This is a genomic window from Jatrophihabitans sp., assembly GCA_036389035.1.
GTDB lineage: Bacteria > Actinomycetota > Actinomycetes > Mycobacteriales > Jatrophihabitantaceae > Jatrophihabitans_A.
Genome location: DASVQQ010000010.1, coordinates 101335 through 117539 on the forward strand (window position 1 = coordinate 101335; position 16205 = coordinate 117539).

Sequence of the window (16205 nt, forward strand, 5' to 3'; positions counted from 1 at the left end):
GCGATCCAACTGATGCGCTTTGCCTTTCTGGCACTGCTCTGGCTCTTCCTGTTCGGCATGATCCGGGTGATCCGGCTTGAGCTGCGCACCGCCGGCGCCCCCCGGGTGCCGGTGCCCGCCAAGCCCAAGTCCAAGAAGGCCCGGGCCGCCGCCGAGAGCCGTCCCGGCCGGGGCGCGCTGTCGCAGTTGATCGTCACCGAGGGCAGCCTGGCCGGCACCCGGGTCGCGCTGACCGGCAAGCCGATCCTGATCGGCCGGGCCAATGACTCCACCCTGGTGCTGACCGACGACTACGCCTCCACCAGGCACGCCCGGATCAGCGAGAACAACGGCGTCTGGTACCTCGAGGACCTCGGCTCCACCAACGGCACCTACGTCGGCCAGAGCAAGGTCACCGGCCCGCTGCCGCTGGAGGCCGGCGTGGTGATCCGGATCGGCAAGACCGCCATGGAGCTCCGATGAACGCCGTGACCGGGGCGATCCGCGCATGGCGCTGACCCTGAAGTACGCGGTGCGCTCGGACCGCGGCCTGGTCCGCGGCAACAACGAGGACTCGGTCTACGCCGGGCCTCGGCTGCTGGCGATCGCTGACGGGATGGGTGGCCACGCGGCCGGCGAGATCGCTTCCAAGATCGTCATCGGCACCGTCGAGAGCCTGGACGAGGACCGGCCGATCGCCGACCTGATCGGCTCGCTGCGCGACACGGTGGCCGACGCGACGGCGGCGCTGGCTCACGCGGTCAAGGAGAACCCGGCCTTGGAGGGGATGGGCACCACCCTCACCGCGATCCGGTTCGCCGGCAGCCGGATCGCGCTGGTGCACGTCGGGGACTCCCGCGCCTACCTGCTGCGCGGCGGCCAGCTCAGCCAGATAACCCACGACGACACCTTCGTCCAGTCCCTGGTCGACTCGGGCAAGCTCACCGCCGACGAGGCCTCCCACCACCCGCGCAAGTCGGTGATCCTGCGGGCCCTCAACGGGACCGACGTCGATCCCGACATCTCCATCCGCGAGGCCCGCAAGGGCGATCGGTACCTGCTCTGCAGTGACGGCCTGAGCGACGTCGTCACCGCGACCACCCTGTTGGAGGCGCTGGCCTCCGGTACCCCGCAGGACTGCGCGGACCGGCTGATCGAGCTGGCGCTGCGCGGCGGCGGCCCCGACAACGTCACCTGCATCGTGGCCGACGTGGTGGATCTGGCCGAGGGCGATGACATGCCGATCGTGGGCGGGGCGGTGACCGACCGGGCTGACACGACGGATTCCGGCTCGAACTCCGCGGCCGTCCGGGCAGCGCGGATGTCGAGCCCGGAACGCCTCGACCCGCCGGTGGCGCCCCGGCGGGGCAAGAAGCGCTGGCTGGCCGGCGGCCTGGCCGCGCTGCTGTTGGTGGCCGCGGCGGTCGCCGGCTACCTGTGGACCCAGAAGCAGTACTTCGTCGGCCGGGACGGTGACGAGGTCGCCGTGTTCCGGGGGGTCAACGCGGATTTCGGGCCGATCACCCTGTACTCGGTGATCCAGGACAGCGACCTGCGGGTGGCTGACCTGACCCAGTCGGCCAGCGGACAGGTGCTCAACGGCATCACCGCCAACAGCCGCTCGGACGCCGACGCGATCCTCAAGCGGCTGGCCGCCGAACTCAAACCGCCCTGCCCGGTCGCCGGCGCATCGCCCTCACCCACCGCCTCGGCGCCCCTCACCGCGACCCCGAGCCGGACGGCGACGGCGACCCGACCGGCGAGCCGGCCCGCGACCACCGCCGCCCCGACCACCGCCGCCCGGACCACTGCTATCCGGACCACCGCGCCGCCCAGCAGCACCGCCGCCACGGCCGCCTCGCCCTCGGACACCCCGGTCCAGGGGGTGGACTGCCGATGAGCGAGCATCGCGCGAACAGCGAGGCCTGCCCGTGAGCCGGCCCTACCGGTACGCGACCCGGCGCGGCACCGAGCTGATCTTCGTGTTCGCCGCGGCGCTGATCGTCGCCTGCGCCGAGGCGTTCGTCGAGATCACCCGCAACAACCAGCTGTCCGGCCACGTGGCGACCTACCCGCTGGTGGTGCTGGCGGTCGGGCTGGCCTGCCACCTCGCGATCCGCAAGACCGCCCGCTACGCCGACCCGTTGCTGCTGCCGTGCGCCGTCCTGCTGGTCGGTCTCGGGCTGGTGATGATCCACCGGCTGGATCTGGGCCTGGCCCAGCAGGCCGCCGAGAACGACGCCACCTACACCGGGGTCGCCGCGGCCAGCCAGGTGGTCTGGGCGTTCGTAGGCCTGGCTGTCTTTCTGGTGGTGCTGCTGGGGATCCGCGACCACCGGGCGCTGAGGCGCTATGCCTACACCCTGGCGCTGGTCGGGCTGTTCCTGCTGGCACTGCCGGCGGTGCTGCCCGCCCAGTACAGCGAGGTGAACGGCGCCCGGATCTGGATCCGGGTGGCCGGCTTCTCCATCCAGCCCGGTGAGATCTCCAAGATCGCCCTGACGATCTTCGCCGCGTCCTACCTGGTCGACAAGCGCGACGTGCTGTCACTGGCCGGCCGCCGGTTGCTGGCCATCGACCTCCCGCGCGGCCGGGACCTCGGGCCGGTGCTGGTCGCGTGGCTGATCAGCATCGGGGTGCTGGTGCGCAACCGTGACCTGGGCACCTCGCTGATGTTCTTCGGGCTGTTCGTGGTGCTGCTCTACATCGCCACCGAGCGGGTCAGCTGGGTGATCATCGGCGTCCTGCTGTTCGCCAGCGGCTGCTACGTGTCCTACCAGCTCTTCGGCACCGTCAAGGAGCGGGTCAGCGTCTGGCTGCACGTCTTCGACTACCAGCAGGACGAGGGCTACCAGATGAGCCAGTCGCTGTTCGGCCTGGGCACCGGCGGGCTGTTCGGGGCCGGCCTGGGTGGCGGCCGTCCTGAGCTGGTCCCGGTCGCCAAGTCCGACTTCATCCTGGCCGCCTTCGGCGAGGAGACCGGCCTGTTCGGCCTGGTCGCCATCCTGGCGCTCTATCTGGTCCTGATTTCGCGTGGCTTCGCCACCGCGCTGGCGGTCCGGGACTCGTTCGGCAAGCTGCTGGTCACCGGCCTGTCGTTCTCCTTCGGCCTGCAACTGTTCGTGGTGGCCGGCGGCATCTCGCGGCTGCTGCCGGTGACCGGCCTGACCACCCCGTTCCTGTCCTACGGCGGCTCGTCGCTGGTGGCGAACTTCGGGCTGCTGGCGCTGCTGCTGCGGGTGTCGGACGCGGCCCGCCGGCCGCCCACCACGCCACCCTCGGCGGTCACCACCGAGAGCGGCCCGGTGCCGATCACGGCAGGGGACAACTCGTGAACCGGCCTATCCGGCGGGTCGGGGTGTTCGTCGGCATCCTGCTGCTGGCGGTGGTGCTGAACCTGAACTGGGTGCAGGTGATCAAGGCCGACCATTACAAGGACAACAGCGCCAACCGGCGCGTCGTGCTGGATGAGTACAAGCGCCAGCGGGGCTCGATCGTCCTGCAGGGCTCGGGGACGCCGGTCGCGGAGTCGGTCGCGACCAAGGACGCGCTGATGTACCTGCGCAAGTACTCCAACGGCCCGGTGTACGCCCCGGTGACGGGTTTCAACTCGCTGTACTACGGCAACACCGCGGTCGAGGCGGTCGAGAACGGGCTGCTCGCCGGCACCGATGATCGGCTGTTCGTGCAGCGGCTGACCAACCTGCTGACCGGCCGGGACACCCGGGGCGGCAACGTCCTGCTGACCATCAACAAGCAGGCCCAGACGGCGGCCTACCAGGCGATGGGAACCCGGCGCGGCGCGGTGGTGGCGCTGGACCCGGCGACCGGAGCGATCCTGGCCGCGGTCAGCACCCCCTCCTTCGACCCGAACACCCTCAGCTCGCATTCGCCGGAGAAGATCCAGGCCGCGTACAAGAGGTACAACGCCGACCCGGACAACCCGCTGGTCAACCGCGCCTTCAGCGTGACCTACCCGCCGGGGTCGGTGTTCAAGGTGGTGGTGGCCAGCGCCGCGCTGAAGAACGGCCGGACGCCGCAGACCCGCGTCCCGGCGCCGAACTCCCTGACCCTGCCGCAGACGCGCACCCAGCTGCGCAACTTCGGCGGTCAGCAGTGCGCCGACGGCAGGACCGACACGCTCATCCACGCGCTCACCATCTCGTGCAACACCGCCTTCGCCCAGCTGGGCATGGATCTGGGCACCGAGACCCTCAGGCGCGAGGCGGCGCTGTTCGGCATCGACGACAGCGGCTTCGACATCCCGCTGAGCGTGGTGGGCTCCTCCATGGGGCCGATCGTGGACCAGGCGTCGCTGGCCCAGTCCAGCATCGGTCAGCGAGACGTGCGGATAACGCCGTTGCAGGCCGCGATGCTCTCCTCCGCGGTGGCCAACGACGGCAAGCTGATGAAGCCCTACCTGGTCGCCGAGGAGCAGGCGCCGAACCTGGCGGTGCTGAGCCATCCGGACCCGGAGCAGCTCAGCCAGGTGATGAACTCGACCCAGGCCGATCAGCTGACGGCGATGATGGTCAGCGTCGTGAACGAGGGCAGCGGCTCGACCGCCCGGATCCCGAACATCCAGGTCGCCGGCAAGACCGGCACGGCTGACAACGGCCCGCAGAACTCCGAAGGCGTCTACGTCAACTCGCCGCATGCCTGGTTCTCCGGGTTCGCGCCGGCGGACAACCCCAAGATCGCGGTGGCGGTGATCGTCGAGAACGGCGGCAACCGCGGCAGCGAGGCAACCGGCGGCAAGGAAGCCGCACCCGTGGCGCAGGCCGTGATGAGGGCTTATCTGGCCTCGATCGGGGTTAAATGAGGAGATTTGCACGGCAGCAGAACGGGGTTGCGGCGCGGCGGAACGGGTCGGCAGGCCAGCGGGGGACGGCTAGGCAGCGGGAGACAGCAGGGCAGTGGGGCGGTATGGCAGGGCAGCGAGACAGTGAGGACGGCCGATGACGGCAGCAGCACGGCTGATTGGCGGCCGTTACGAGATCGGGGAGCTGCTCGGCTACGGGGGCATGGCCGAGGTGCACAAGGGCCGGGACGTCCGGCTCGGCCGCGATGTCGCGGTGAAGGTCCTGCGGGCCGACCTCGCGCGTGACCCGTCGTTTCAGAACCGGTTCCGTCGCGAAGCCCAGGCCGCTGCCGGGTTGAACCACCCGTCCATCGTCGCGGTGTACGACACCGGAGAGGACGACGGGCCGGAGGGCCACACCCCGTACATCGTGATGGAGTACGTCGAGGGGCACACGCTGCGCGAGGTGCTCAAGACCCAGCAGCAGGTGCCGCCCCAACAGGCCATGGAGATCACCGCTGAGGTGTGCGCGGCGCTGGACTTCTCACACCGTTCGGGCATCGTGCACCGAGACATCAAGCCGGGCAACGTGATGATCACCAACGCCGGCGCGATCAAGGTGATGGATTTCGGGATCGCCCGGGCGCTGGCTGACAACGCGGCGACGGTGACGGCCACCGCGGCGGTGATCGGGACGGCGCAGTACCTGTCGCCGGAGCAGGCCCGCGGTGAGTCGGTGGACGCCCGCTCGGACGTCTACTCGACCGGTTGCCTGCTGTACGAGTTGCTCACCGGGCACCCGCCGTTCACCGGTGACTCGCCGGTGGCGATCGCCTACCAGCACGTCCGGGAGAACCCGCAGGTGCCGTCCTCGGTGAACCAGATCGTGCCGCCGTCGCTGGATTCGATCGTGATGAAGGCGCTGGCCAAGAACCCGCTGAACCGGTATCAGACGGCCGCCGAGATGCGGGCCGACCTGCAGCGGGCGCTGAGCGGCCAGGCGGTCGAGGCGGAGTCGGTGATGACCGACGCACAGCGGACCCAGTTCATCGCCGCGGCCAAGCCTGCCACCCGGCAGGGCGTGCTGACCCCGACCTACGAGGACGAGGACGACACCGCGCATCACCGTGGCGCGGTGATCTGGACCGCGGTGGTGCTGGCGCTGTTGTTGGTCATCGGCGGTGCGGCGCTGTACCTGCTGAAGCGGGACAACAGCCCGAACACCCCGGTGCTGTATCAGGTTCCGGCGTTGGTGGGGCTGTCACCGGCTGCCGCGATGGACACCCTGCGCAGCAATCACCTCATTCCCGCGCCCGGCAAGCCGGAGGGCAGTAATGGTCCGTGCAGCGCCGGGGGCGACGCGGTGCCGTTGAAGAACCCGAGCAAGGGGCAGGTCTGCACCCAGAACCCGCCGGCCGGCAGGGAGGTGACCGACGGGACCATTGTCAGATTCACCGTCTACGCCGGTCCGGCCGATGTGCTGGTGCAGAACGTGGTGGGGCTGTCCTACAGCGAAGCCCAGAAGGCGCTGGCGTCTGAGAGGCTGGGGGCCAGCCGGGTCGATGTCGACAGCGCCAAGCCGGCCGGACAGGTGATCAGTCAGGACCCGCCGGCCAATGCCTCGGTGCCGCCGGGCACCACCGTCAAGCTCCAGGTCGCCAACGGCAAGGTGAAGTTGCCCGACGTCACCCGGCTGACCGAGCAGCAGGCCAGGGTGAAGCTCAACCAGCTGGGATTCACCACCATCGCGCGATCGAACACCGCACCGGTGCAGCCGGGCTACCAGGTGGGTCAGGTGATGGCGATCGATCCGACGCCGGGTATCTTCTACAACCCGTCAACCACGATCACCCTTACCGTTGCGGTGAAACCGATCTGCCCGACACCAACGCCGACGCCGACGCCTACGCCGACCCCGTCGGCCTCGCCGTCGCCCAGTGCGTCCGGTTCGGGCACCGGCACGGCCTCGCCCACCCCGAGCGTGAGCAGCACACCGCCGCCGTCCAGCAGCTCGGCCGCACCGACCTCGAACCCGTCCTGCACGCCTGCCTGAACGCCGACGTGAGCACCAGGCTTGAACCTGTGCAGCTGGCCTAGGTCGGTGCCCTGGGCCTAGGCCCGCGCCGTTGAACCGCACCGGTTGAACCGCACCGGTTGGACCGCACCGGTTGGACCGCACCCTGGTTTGGACCCGCACCGGTTGGGCCGCGCCGTGGAAACCGCACCGGTTGGACCTTGCACATTCCGGCTAGAAGGGCGGTGGTATGCGCTCCAGCGGGGCCTCGGCGACCGGTTGCGGCCAGCGTTCAGGTGGCTTCGCGCGGTACTGCCGGCCTGTTGGACTGGTCCACCGGGTGCTACCGGTGCTGGGATCTCGCTCGGCCTGCCAGCCTGCCTCGGTCTTGGCGTTGTGATGCCTGCGGTGCAGCGGTTGCAGGTTGGCGGCACTCGTGCTGCCGCGCGGGTAGGCGACGACGTGATCGAGATCGGACCGGCGGGCGCGGTGCCCGCAGAATGGGAAAGCGCATTCGCCGTCGCGTTCGATGACGTGATCGCCGAGGTGTCGCGGCGGCCGGTATCGAGTGGCGCCGTAGTCCAGCAACTGACCGCTCACCGGGTCGGTGACCAGCCGCCGCCACGTCCCGGTCGGATCATGCGCGAGTTGTCGGGCGTACCCGGCGGTGATGGGGCCGTAGCCGTCGAGCCAGCCCGGCTCCTCACTTTGGCCGGTCAGGCTCGACAGCGAGACCGTGACGTTGATGGTCGGCCGGCGGCCCTGCGAGGTGGGCAGCTCGCCATTGATGCCGTTGAGAACCGCGTTCACCAGCGCGTCGGCTCGCAGCTGATCCATCGTCCGGACGTCATCGGCCGGCGCCATCCGAGCGGCGGCGTCGATCTGGTCATAGAACAGTTGGGCTTGGGCGGCGGGCAGCAGTGCCATCAGCCAGGACGTCCCGTGGTCGGCCGGTGCGATCCGGATATGCCGATCGCTCACCGAGCGCTGATGCTTGAGCTCGGCCGATGCCGGGTCAAGCCGGAGCGCGGCTCGCTTGGCGGTACGCCTGAGCTGTGCTGTCGACTGCTGATGCGCGTCTTTCAGCACTCGAGCCTGGTAGTCGACCAATACTTCGTCTGGCAAGGGGTAAGACGCCTCGGCGATCGCGGTCGCCTGAGCCATGCCAATTCGCCCCTCGGACAGCGCGCTCAGGGTGGCAGGCAACTGGCGACACAGCCGCTCGGCGTTCTTGAGCAGATTCTGTGCCGCTGGGCCGGAGAGGCTTAGCGCGCAACCGATCTCTTCGACACACCAGTGTCGCTGGGTGGAATCCTGCGCTGAGATAAGGCTCAGCAGGGATAGCTGGCGTGCTGCCAACCAGGCCTGCTGCCGTTGCAGATCGGCTGCGGCGGCGATGCGTTCGGCAGAACTCAGCTCGTGGTACTTCAAGGAGGCCAACCGGGCTATCTCGGTGAGCCCTGGTCGCCGCCATGCCAAGCCTTGAGCCAGCAGATCATCAAGACACTGAGCAGTATCAGAAGCCTGAGCAGTATCAGAAACCTGAGCAGTATCACAAGCCGGTGCGGGATGACACAGTGCGATGTCGGCGGGATCGGCGAAGATGATGGCTGCTGCCGGTTCTGCCGGTGCCTCCGGTTCTGCCCATACGACCAGGACCACGGTGGCAGGCGGTTCCTGCGGCAATGCGGCGTCGTCCAGCGGTGGCAAGAAATCCCACTCGTGGAGGTCGACGTCGGCTACGGTCATTCTTCTAGAGTAGAGGATCCCACTGACAACCCTGCGAAATGATTAGCCTTGTGGACAAAGGGCATCAGGAACCACAGAGGAGCAATAGCGGCTACTCGACTACGCGGACTCGGCCGTGAACAAACCCCTCAGAACAAAGCACATCAAGAACCGGCGAGGTGCGATAGCGACCACCCAGCGTGGCTCGATCCCAACTCCAACCTCAGTAGGACTTGGGCAGTCCCAGCGAGAACTGGGCCACGAAGTTGAGCAACATCTCTTTGCTGACCGGGGCAATCCGCATCGCTCGTACGACACCGAGTAGTGCGCCGAGGCCGTATTCGCTGGTCAGACCGTTGCCGCCGTGCGTCTGGATCGCCGCGTCCAGCGCATTCCAGGCCGCCTCGCCAGCGGCATACTTCGCCATGTTGGACGCCTCCCCGGCGGCCATCGTGTCACCCGCGTCATGGGCGCCGGCAGCTTTGTACACCATCAGCTTGGCCAGTTCGGTCTCGATGTAGGCCTTGGCCAACGGATGCGCGATCGCCTGATGCGCTCCGATCGGCTGCTTCCAGACCGTCCGCTCGTTGGCATAGCGGGCGGCCTTGCCCAGCGCGAACCGCGCGGTGCCGATCGAGAACGCCGCCACGGTGATCCGCTCGGGATTGAGGCCGGCGAACAGGGCGGGCAGCGCGGCGTCCAGCGAACCGCCGATCACATTCTCGTTCGGCACCCGCACATCGTCGAAGTAGCAGAAGAACTGCCGTTCCGGCGAGACGATCTCCATCTCGATCGGCCGGTACTCCAAGCCCGGCGCGTCGGTCGGCACCACGAACAGCGCCGGGCGGATCTGGCCCCCCTCGCGCGAGGCCGGGGACTGCCCGACCACCAGGATGTAGTCGACCTGGTCGACGGCGGAGATGTAGTACTTGCGCCCGTTGACGGTGTAGCTGCCGTCGGGCTGCCGAACGGCACTGGTGGAGATGTTGTGCGAGTTCAACCCCGCGTCGGGCTCGGTGATCGCGAAGGCCATCTTGATCGTGCCGTTCGCCATTCCCGGCAGCCACCGCTGCTTCTGCTCCTCGGTGCCGCTCTGGGCGATGATGGTGGCGCAGATCGCGGGTGAGACGACCAGCAACAGCAGTGGCGCCCCGGCCGCGGCGAGTTCCTCGCAGACGATCGCCAGCTCGGTGATGCCCGCCCCGCCGCCGCCGTACTGCTCGGGGGTGTTCACCCCGATGAACCCGAGGGCAGCGGCCTTCTCCCACAGCTCGGTGGTCACCTCGTGCTTGCGTGCCTTGGCCAGCCAGTAGTCCACTCCGAACTCGCGGCCGAGGTCCGCGACGGCCGCGCGCAACGCCAACTGCTCGGCGGTTTCGGCAAAATCCACGATCGGCTCCTCGCAGCGTCGGGCTGGATGGCCCAGACGCTACCGGCGTGGGCTGGTTGCCGTCACCGGCTCGAGGCTCACCAAGTCGCCGGCCGCAGCACCCCGACCAGCAATCCAGGCGCGATGTCTCGCGACACCCGACACCCGGCAGGCTCAGTGCCCACCTTCCAGAGCGGCCTGGACGGCGTAGTACTCGTCATTGGCCGAGCCGGGAGTGGGATCGGCGGCCAGGCGAAGCAGCCGGTGCTTCCTCAGCGACCGGAGCGCGCGCAGCGCCGTGTCGCGGTCGGCCGGCTCAGAAGTCCTCCAGAAACGCAGTCGCACCGGAACCTCCTCAGGGGGTCACCCTGAGGCCAGGTAAGGCCCAATCGGCGGTGGCGTTCCGAATTTCGCGTCTCATATTTCCAGATCGTCGTCGGAGCGATCGAAGAAGCGGTCGGAGCGGTCGGTTTCCTCAACTGTCCGGGCAGCGTCGGCGCCGTACTCCTCCTCCGCCCGCCGGTGCCGCAGCAGGTCCCAGCACCGGTCGAGCTCGCGCTCGATGGCCTCCAGCCGGCCGCGCTCGGCGGAGTTCAGGCCGATGCCGGTGTGCGTCGAGCGCAGCTGGCGCTCCTCGGCGACCAGGTCGTGGATCTGGTGCAGGATCGGTTGCTCACTCTCGTGTGACATCGCTGGCATCCCTTCGAGTCCGGACCGCTAGCCCACCGACGTCAACCCTACGGCCGGTCGTGGCCGGTCGTGGCCGGGCGGACCGGTCGACGCGGGTTGACACGGGTCGACGCGGGTCGACGCGGGTCAACGCGAGCCAACGCGAGTCGACGCTAGCGTGAGCCCATGACCGACACCCTGCCGGCCGATGACGCCGCTCACGAGCTGGCCCAACGTTGTATGCGCGCCATCCTCGATGCCGACGTGGCCTCGGCCTCGCTCGGCATGCGGGCGCTCTGGGTCACCCCTGGCCAGGCCGAGGTGGCGATGAGGGTGACCCCGATGATGCTCAACGGCCACCAGATCGGGCATGGCGGCATGATCTTCGCCCTTGCCGACACCGCCTTCGCGGTCGCCTGCAACAGCTACAACCGCACTACCGTGGCAGCCGGCTGCGACATCGACTTCGTTGCCCCGGTCCGTGCCGGGGACGAGCTGCGAGCGCTGGCCCAGGAGCGTTACCGGCAGGGCCGCAGCGGGCTCTACGACGTCACGGTCCGGCGTGGCGACGGTGTGGTGGTAGCCGAGATGCGGGGGCGGAGCCGCGAGATACCGGGCACGCTGGTGCCCGATCCCGCCCGCTGACAGCGACACGCGGCTGACGGCGACACGCGGCTGACGGTGACATGCGGCTGACGGTGACATGCGGCTGACAGCGGGCTGCCAGCGGGTGGGAGAGCCGCTCAGGCCGAGCTGGAGATCAACTGCAGCAGGGCGAGCGCATAGGCCTGCTCGGGGTCGGGGTGCTGCACCTGCACGGGCGCGGAGTTGATCTCCAGCCGTACCCGCCAGTCCTGCTCGACCCGGTCCAGGCCGCGAAACGTCCCGGCGAGCAGTTCGCGCAGCTGGCCTTCGCGCGGTAGCCAGACCGCGTCGCGGTCCTCCACCGAGTCCAGGGCCCATTCGGTGGTGCCGTTGAACCCGATGACCTGGCCATGCTCGAGCTGGTGCACCTCGACGGTCATGTCGCTGAGCACGAACACGTCCTCGTCCATGCCGCGGTCCACCACCACGAACCGGTCGCCGGCGGCCGGGGTCCAGCGCAGTCCGGCGTCGCGAAGCAAGCGCGCGGTTTCGATCGAGATCACCTCTCCAGTATGGCCAGCTCTGGCCGTCTCAGATCTTGAGGCAATCTTGAGCGCAGGCTCCAGGTGAGATTAATGTGAGATTGGCAAGGTAATGAGTGGCCGAGACCTGCTTTCGGCCCGCCAGCGCGATCAGATCACCGGATGGGAAGGGACGAGGGCGCGATGCGGATACGAACCGCTGCCGCAGTGCTTCTCGCCGCAACCCTATGGGCCGCGCCGTCGGTGGCCGAGGCCAGCTTCAACCAGCAGGCTGCCTCGGCCCAATCGGTAAGCACCGCGATGCTGCATCCGCCGACGAATCTGACCGGTTCGCGCCAGAACTGCAACCTCACGCTGACCTGGACTCCGACCGTGGATGCCAGGGCCACCGGTTATCAGTTGTTAAACGGGGCCAGCCTGCTGCAGACCATCACCCCGAAGACGGTCAGCACCCGGACGATCGCCCTCACCAAAAACGCGAACTACTCCCTGACGATGCGAACCGTGTACCTGAACTGGACCAGCAGTGCCACCTCGGCCGTGACCGCCAGGTGCTGAACGCCGGAACAGCTCGAGCCCTCGGTTCTGGCGTTTCACTGTGCTGGCACGGGGTCGGTCACCTACCGTAACTGTGTGCTGGTTGAGAGAGCGTGGTCCGCTGTCATCGTCGATGACGACGCCGACATCCGGGCCCTGATCGGGGAGCTGCTGCGGCAGTCCGGCTTCGAGGTCACCGAGGCGGCTACGGGCGCCGAGGGGATCGCCGCCGTCCGCGAGGTCGAGCCCGACGTGGTGACCCTGGACCTGAACCTGCCCGACCTCGACGGCATCGAGGTGTGCCGGCGGATCCGCGAGATCACCGACGCCTACGTGGTGATGCTGACGGCCCGCCCGGATGAGATCGACCGGTTGATGGGCCTGGAGATCGGCGCCGACGATTACCTCACCAAGCCGTTCAGCCCGCGCGAGCTGCGAGCCCGGATCGCGGCCATGCTGCGCCGGCCGCGGTCGGTCAGCGGGTCGGCGGCCGAGTCGGGTTCGCCCCACGAGACGGTGCGCCACGGCGGTCTGGAGATCGACATCGAGGGACGGCTGGTGATGCTGGACGGGGTGGAACTGGACCTGACCCGGACCGAGTTCGACCTGCTGGCCACCCTGCTGTCAGGCCCCCGACGGGTCTGGCCCCGCGAGACGCTGCTTCGGACGGTGTGGGGCACCGAGTGGGTCAGTGACGGCCACCTGGTCGAGGTGCACATGGCCAACCTGCGCCGCAAGCTGGGCGACGACCCGCGCAGTGGCCGCTACATCCGGACGGTCCGCGGCGTCGGTTACCGGCTCGGCGTCGGATGACGGCCGCCAGCCCGGTCACCGCGGCCGATCGTGAACGGGACCGGATTGCCGCACTGCGCGAGTACGGCATCCTGGCCCGGCTGCCGGTCCAGCGGCTCAGCGTCGGCGACGAGGTGACGTTGGCCGGGTTCACCGAGCTGGCCGCCCAGGTCTGCGGTGTGCGCAGCGCGGTGCTCAACCTGATCGACGACCAGCACCAGTTCCAGCTCGCGGCCCACGGGTGCGAGCCGATGGTCACTGACCGTGCCGACTCGATGTGTGAGATCACCCTGCGCCTCGGCGACCAGCTGGTCGTGCCCGACACCAGCCAGGATGAGCGGTTCGCCACCAACCCATGGGTGACCGGCGAACTGGGCCGGGTCCGGTTCTACGCGGCCAGCCCGTTGCGCGCGCCCGGCGGCCACCTGGTGGGAACCATCTGCGTCTTCGACACCGAGCCGAGAACGCTGGACGAGGGTCAGCGTGCCGCGCTGCGAACGCTGTCCGTCGGCGTGATCGACGTGCTCGAACTGCGTCGCCGCTCCGATCAGCTGCGCCAGACGGTGGCCGAGCTCGCGCGCTCGCACCGGCAGCTCGCCTCCTTCGCCAGCCAGCTCAGCCACAACCTCAAGACCCCGCTGACCGCGTCGCTGGGCTTCGGTGAGTTGCTGCAGGACCACCCGACGGTGCGCCAGGACCCGACGGCGCTGGACTATGTCAACCGGTCGGTGTCGGCGAGTCAGCGGATGATGTCAGCCATCGACCAGCTGCTCAGCTATGCCAGCATGGGAGGCGCGCCACAGCGTGAGCCGACGCCGGTGCACGAGCTCGTCGAGCAGGTGCTGGCCGACCTCGGGCCGGCGGCGGCCGACGCGGAGGTGCGCTGCGATCGGGCCACCGTGACCGCCGACCCGGTGCAGCTGCGGGTGCTGCTGCACAACCTGATCGAGAACGCGGTGACCTACCGCAACCCGGACGCCCGCTGCGAGGTGGCGGTGACCGTCGCGCCGACGCGCTGGGGAAGTGAGCTGAGGGTGGCCGACAACGGCCCGGGAATCCCCGCCGAGCAGCGTCCGGCGGTGCTGCGGCCGCTGGTGCGGCTGGAATCAGAGACCGCCGCCGGGTCAGGACTGGGCCTGGCCACCTGCGAGCGGATCGTGGCTGCCCACGGGGGCACGCTGTCGATCACCGACACCGCCGGCGGCGGCGCGACTGTCTGCGTCCGGCTGCCGGGTACCGGCGCGACTCAGAGCTGAGCGCCCGAGTTCACGGCGGGCGCGGCCCGCTCTGTCTTCTCGGTTGGGTCGGCCTGCTCGGTTGGGTCAGCCTGCTCGGTTGGGTCGGCCTGATCGGCCTGGTCGGCCTGGTCGGCCTGGTCGGCCTGCTCGGTCGGTTTGGCCGGCCGCCAGATGCCCAGCAACAGCCAGCACACCACCAGCAGTGGCACCGCCGCGGTGAGCAGGGTCTGCATCATCGGGGTACGCAGCGCGCGGATCGCGGTGCCCGCCTTGGGCACCACGGCGCGGACCTGCCAGACGGTCTCACCGGTCAAGGTGGCCACCCACGGGTCGGCGGCGGTGTTGGCGTCGCCCTTGGTACGGACGTTGACGATTCCCGGCCCCGGGCGCTGAACCTCGATCACCCGGTGGCTGAGGACCCGGTGGTCATCGACGGGAATGTGATAGGTCAGCACCTGACCGACCCGCACGTCGTCCAGCGCCAGCGGGGTGTCGATGATGACGTCACCGGAGCGGATGGCAGGCGACATGCTGGAGGTGAGCATGGTCGCGGTGCGGTAGTTCAGCAGGCGTGGGCCGAGGGTGACCGACAGCAGCAGGAGCACGGTCAAGCCGAGCAGCAGGGTGCTCAGCAGCCGAGCGGTCCGCCGCAGCAATTTCATGCCAGCGCCCCGAGCAGGGACCGGACCCGTTCGAGCAGTACGGCCGGCCGGATCGGTTTGGTGAGGTAGTCATCGGCGCCGGCCTGCAAGCCGGCTTCACGGTCCTGCTCGGTGGACAGCGCGCTGATCAGCAGCACGACCGTCGCGGCCGTCCGGGGTTGGGACTTGAGCGCCCGGCAGACGTCCAGCCCGGACAGGCCCGGCATCGAGACGTCAGAGATCACCAGATCCGGCACCAGCTCATCGGCCTGATCCAGCGCCTGCTGGCCGGAGCTGGCGACCCGCGGTTGGTAGCCGGCCCGGTGCAGCGTGGCCGAGAACAACGCCCTGATGTCGTCGTCATCCTCAACCACCAGAAGGCGGGCCGGACGCTCGGTGAGGGTCATGGCGGGCTTCCTTCCGGGTGCTGCAGGGCGATTGGGCTGTGGAGCCTGTCGAGCTGGGAACCGCGTGCTGTGGAGCTGCAGTGCTGTGAAACAGGGCTGATCCCGGGGCGGACGACACCGGGACCAGCCCGCTTCGGGCGGCTACTGGCTGGCGGCCGCGCGCTGGGTGCCGGTGAAGGTGAAGTTGAGCACCGACGCCTGGTTCTGGAAGGTGTTGTCGGCGGCGGCCGGGAAGGTCATGGTCACCACCAGGTTGTCGGTGTTGTTCGCCGCCAGCGCCGTCATGTTGGTCAGCGCCATGCTGGCGCCGATCACCGCGCGGGTGGTCAGCACCGACCGGGTGGTGCCCGAGCAGGTGTAGACGTAGGCCGGCGCGGTGCCGGTCTCGGTCCAGGGGGTGGAGCAGGCGTCGATCTTGAGCTGCAGGCCCAGGGTCGGGTCGGTGTCGAGCTTGGAGCTGGTGGTGGCGTTGGTGGTCAGCGTGATGCTGGACAGCGCCTGGTTGCCGGCGGCGTTGGTCAGGGTCGCGGCGCGCTGCACCGTGTCACCGGGCACCAGGCCGGTGGCGGCGACGCTGAACCGGTTGGCCGCGGTGTTGGCGGTTCCGAGCGCGATCGAGACCGTGCCGGAGCTGACGCTGGCGGAGGCGGAGGTGGAGGAGGTGAACGAGCCGAAGGTGCCCAAGCCCGCTGCTGCCGCCGCGGTGCCGAGCAGTGCGGCCGAAACGAGAACCTTGCTGCGGACCGTCGTGAGGTGAAGCGACATCGGGGGTCTCCCTGGTTGGTCCGGTCGGGGGTGGACCGGGTTGTGGACTGGTAACGAGAACTGTGCCGATGTTTGTTCTGCGTTAGGTTATGGCGAAGATCAATGTTCGCCACCAGAAGTCTCAAGACCCGGTCAAGG

General features: G+C 69.0%; 17 protein-coding genes. 9 read left to right on the plus strand and 8 right to left on the minus strand.

Features of this window, described 5'->3' with window-relative positions; all coding sequences use genetic code 11:
• Positions 1–12: 12 nt before the first annotated feature.
• The 5 genes from VF557_07235 (at position 13) to pknB (ending at position 6833) form a co-directional block, all read left to right on the plus strand.
• Complete coding sequence (locus tag VF557_07235) at positions 13–462, plus strand: FHA domain-containing protein (GenBank protein ID HEX8079986.1); 450 nt, start codon at positions 13–15, stop codon at positions 460–462.
• A 25-nt stretch (positions 463–487) separates the two neighbouring features.
• Positions 488–1879 (plus strand): PP2C family serine/threonine-protein phosphatase, encoded by a 1392-nt coding sequence (locus VF557_07240; GenBank protein ID HEX8079987.1) that lies wholly within the window; start codon positions 488–490, stop codon positions 1877–1879.
• A 31-nt stretch (positions 1880–1910) separates the two neighbouring features.
• Positions 1911–3314 (plus strand): FtsW/RodA/SpoVE family cell cycle protein, encoded by a 1404-nt coding sequence (locus tag VF557_07245; GenBank protein ID HEX8079988.1) that lies wholly within the window; start codon positions 1911–1913, stop codon positions 3312–3314.
• The gene (locus VF557_07250) at positions 3311–4801 is read left to right on the plus strand and encodes a penicillin-binding protein 2 (GenBank protein HEX8079989.1); all 1491 of its coding nucleotides are present in this window, start codon (positions 3311–3313) and stop codon (positions 4799–4801) included. Before VF557_07245 ends, VF557_07250 begins: the two co-directional genes overlap by 4 nt.
• Before the next feature lie 136 nt (positions 4802–4937).
• Complete coding sequence (gene pknB / locus VF557_07255) at positions 4938–6833, plus strand: Stk1 family PASTA domain-containing Ser/Thr kinase (GenBank protein ID HEX8079990.1); 1896 nt, start codon at positions 4938–4940, stop codon at positions 6831–6833.
• A 195-nt stretch (positions 6834–7028) separates the two neighbouring features.
• Here pknB and VF557_07260 read toward each other — a convergent pair whose 3' ends face one another.
• The 4 genes from VF557_07260 to VF557_07275 form a co-directional block, all read right to left on the minus strand.
• Positions 7029–8543 (minus strand): DUF222 domain-containing protein, encoded by a 1515-nt coding sequence (locus VF557_07260; GenBank protein ID HEX8079991.1) that lies wholly within the window; start codon positions 8541–8543, stop codon positions 7029–7031.
• Positions 8544–8745: 202 nt separating this feature from the next.
• A complete protein-coding gene (locus VF557_07265) occupies positions 8746–9912 on the minus strand; it encodes an acyl-CoA dehydrogenase family protein (protein HEX8079992.1) in 1167 nt (388 codons plus the stop codon).
• 153 nt (positions 9913–10065) lie between these two features.
• Positions 10066–10236 (minus strand): hypothetical protein, encoded by a 171-nt coding sequence (locus VF557_07270; protein ID HEX8079993.1) that lies wholly within the window; start codon positions 10234–10236, stop codon positions 10066–10068.
• Positions 10237–10308: 72 nt separating this feature from the next.
• The gene (locus tag VF557_07275; protein ID HEX8079994.1) at positions 10309–10581 is read right to left on the minus strand and encodes a DUF2630 family protein; all 273 of its coding nucleotides are present in this window, start codon (positions 10579–10581) and stop codon (positions 10309–10311) included.
• A 165-nt stretch (positions 10582–10746) separates the two neighbouring features.
• Between VF557_07275 and paaI the strand changes: the two genes are divergently transcribed.
• A complete protein-coding gene (gene paaI / locus VF557_07280) occupies positions 10747–11205 on the plus strand; it encodes a hydroxyphenylacetyl-CoA thioesterase PaaI (GenBank protein HEX8079995.1) in 459 nt (152 codons plus the stop codon).
• 98 nt (positions 11206–11303) lie between these two features.
• Here paaI and VF557_07285 read toward each other — a convergent pair whose 3' ends face one another.
• Positions 11304–11708, minus strand: a complete 405-nt coding sequence (locus VF557_07285; GenBank protein ID HEX8079996.1) for a hypothetical protein — start codon at positions 11706–11708, stop codon at positions 11304–11306.
• A gap of 141 nt (positions 11709–11849) precedes the next feature.
• On the opposite strand from VF557_07285, the gene VF557_07290 reads away from it, so the two are divergent.
• From VF557_07290 to VF557_07300, 3 genes are all read left to right on the plus strand, one after another.
• Positions 11850–12245: a hypothetical protein gene (locus tag VF557_07290; protein HEX8079997.1), complete on the plus strand. Its 396-nt coding sequence runs from the start codon at positions 11850–11852 to the stop codon at positions 12243–12245.
• 75 nt (positions 12246–12320) lie between these two features.
• Complete coding sequence (locus tag VF557_07295; GenBank protein HEX8079998.1) at positions 12321–13037, plus strand: response regulator transcription factor; 717 nt, start codon at positions 12321–12323, stop codon at positions 13035–13037.
• Positions 13034–14272: a GAF domain-containing sensor histidine kinase gene (locus VF557_07300; protein ID HEX8079999.1), complete on the plus strand. Its 1239-nt coding sequence runs from the start codon at positions 13034–13036 to the stop codon at positions 14270–14272. The genes VF557_07295 and VF557_07300 overlap by 4 nt, the downstream gene beginning before the upstream one ends.
• Here VF557_07300 and VF557_07305 read toward each other — a convergent pair.
• From VF557_07305 to VF557_07315, 3 genes are all read right to left on the minus strand, one after another.
• The gene (locus VF557_07305) at positions 14263–14916 is read right to left on the minus strand and encodes a signal peptidase I (protein ID HEX8080000.1); all 654 of its coding nucleotides are present in this window, start codon (positions 14914–14916) and stop codon (positions 14263–14265) included. The two genes, VF557_07300 and VF557_07305, sit on opposite strands and share 10 nt — an antisense overlap.
• On the minus strand, positions 14913–15302 hold the full coding sequence (locus VF557_07310; GenBank protein HEX8080001.1) for a response regulator: 390 nt from the start codon (positions 15300–15302) through the stop codon (positions 14913–14915). Before VF557_07310 ends, VF557_07305 begins: the two co-directional genes overlap by 4 nt.
• A gap of 141 nt (positions 15303–15443) precedes the next feature.
• On the minus strand, positions 15444–16067 hold the full coding sequence (locus VF557_07315) for a TasA family protein (protein HEX8080002.1): 624 nt from the start codon (positions 16065–16067) through the stop codon (positions 15444–15446).
• Positions 16068–16205: the final 138 nt, after the last annotated feature.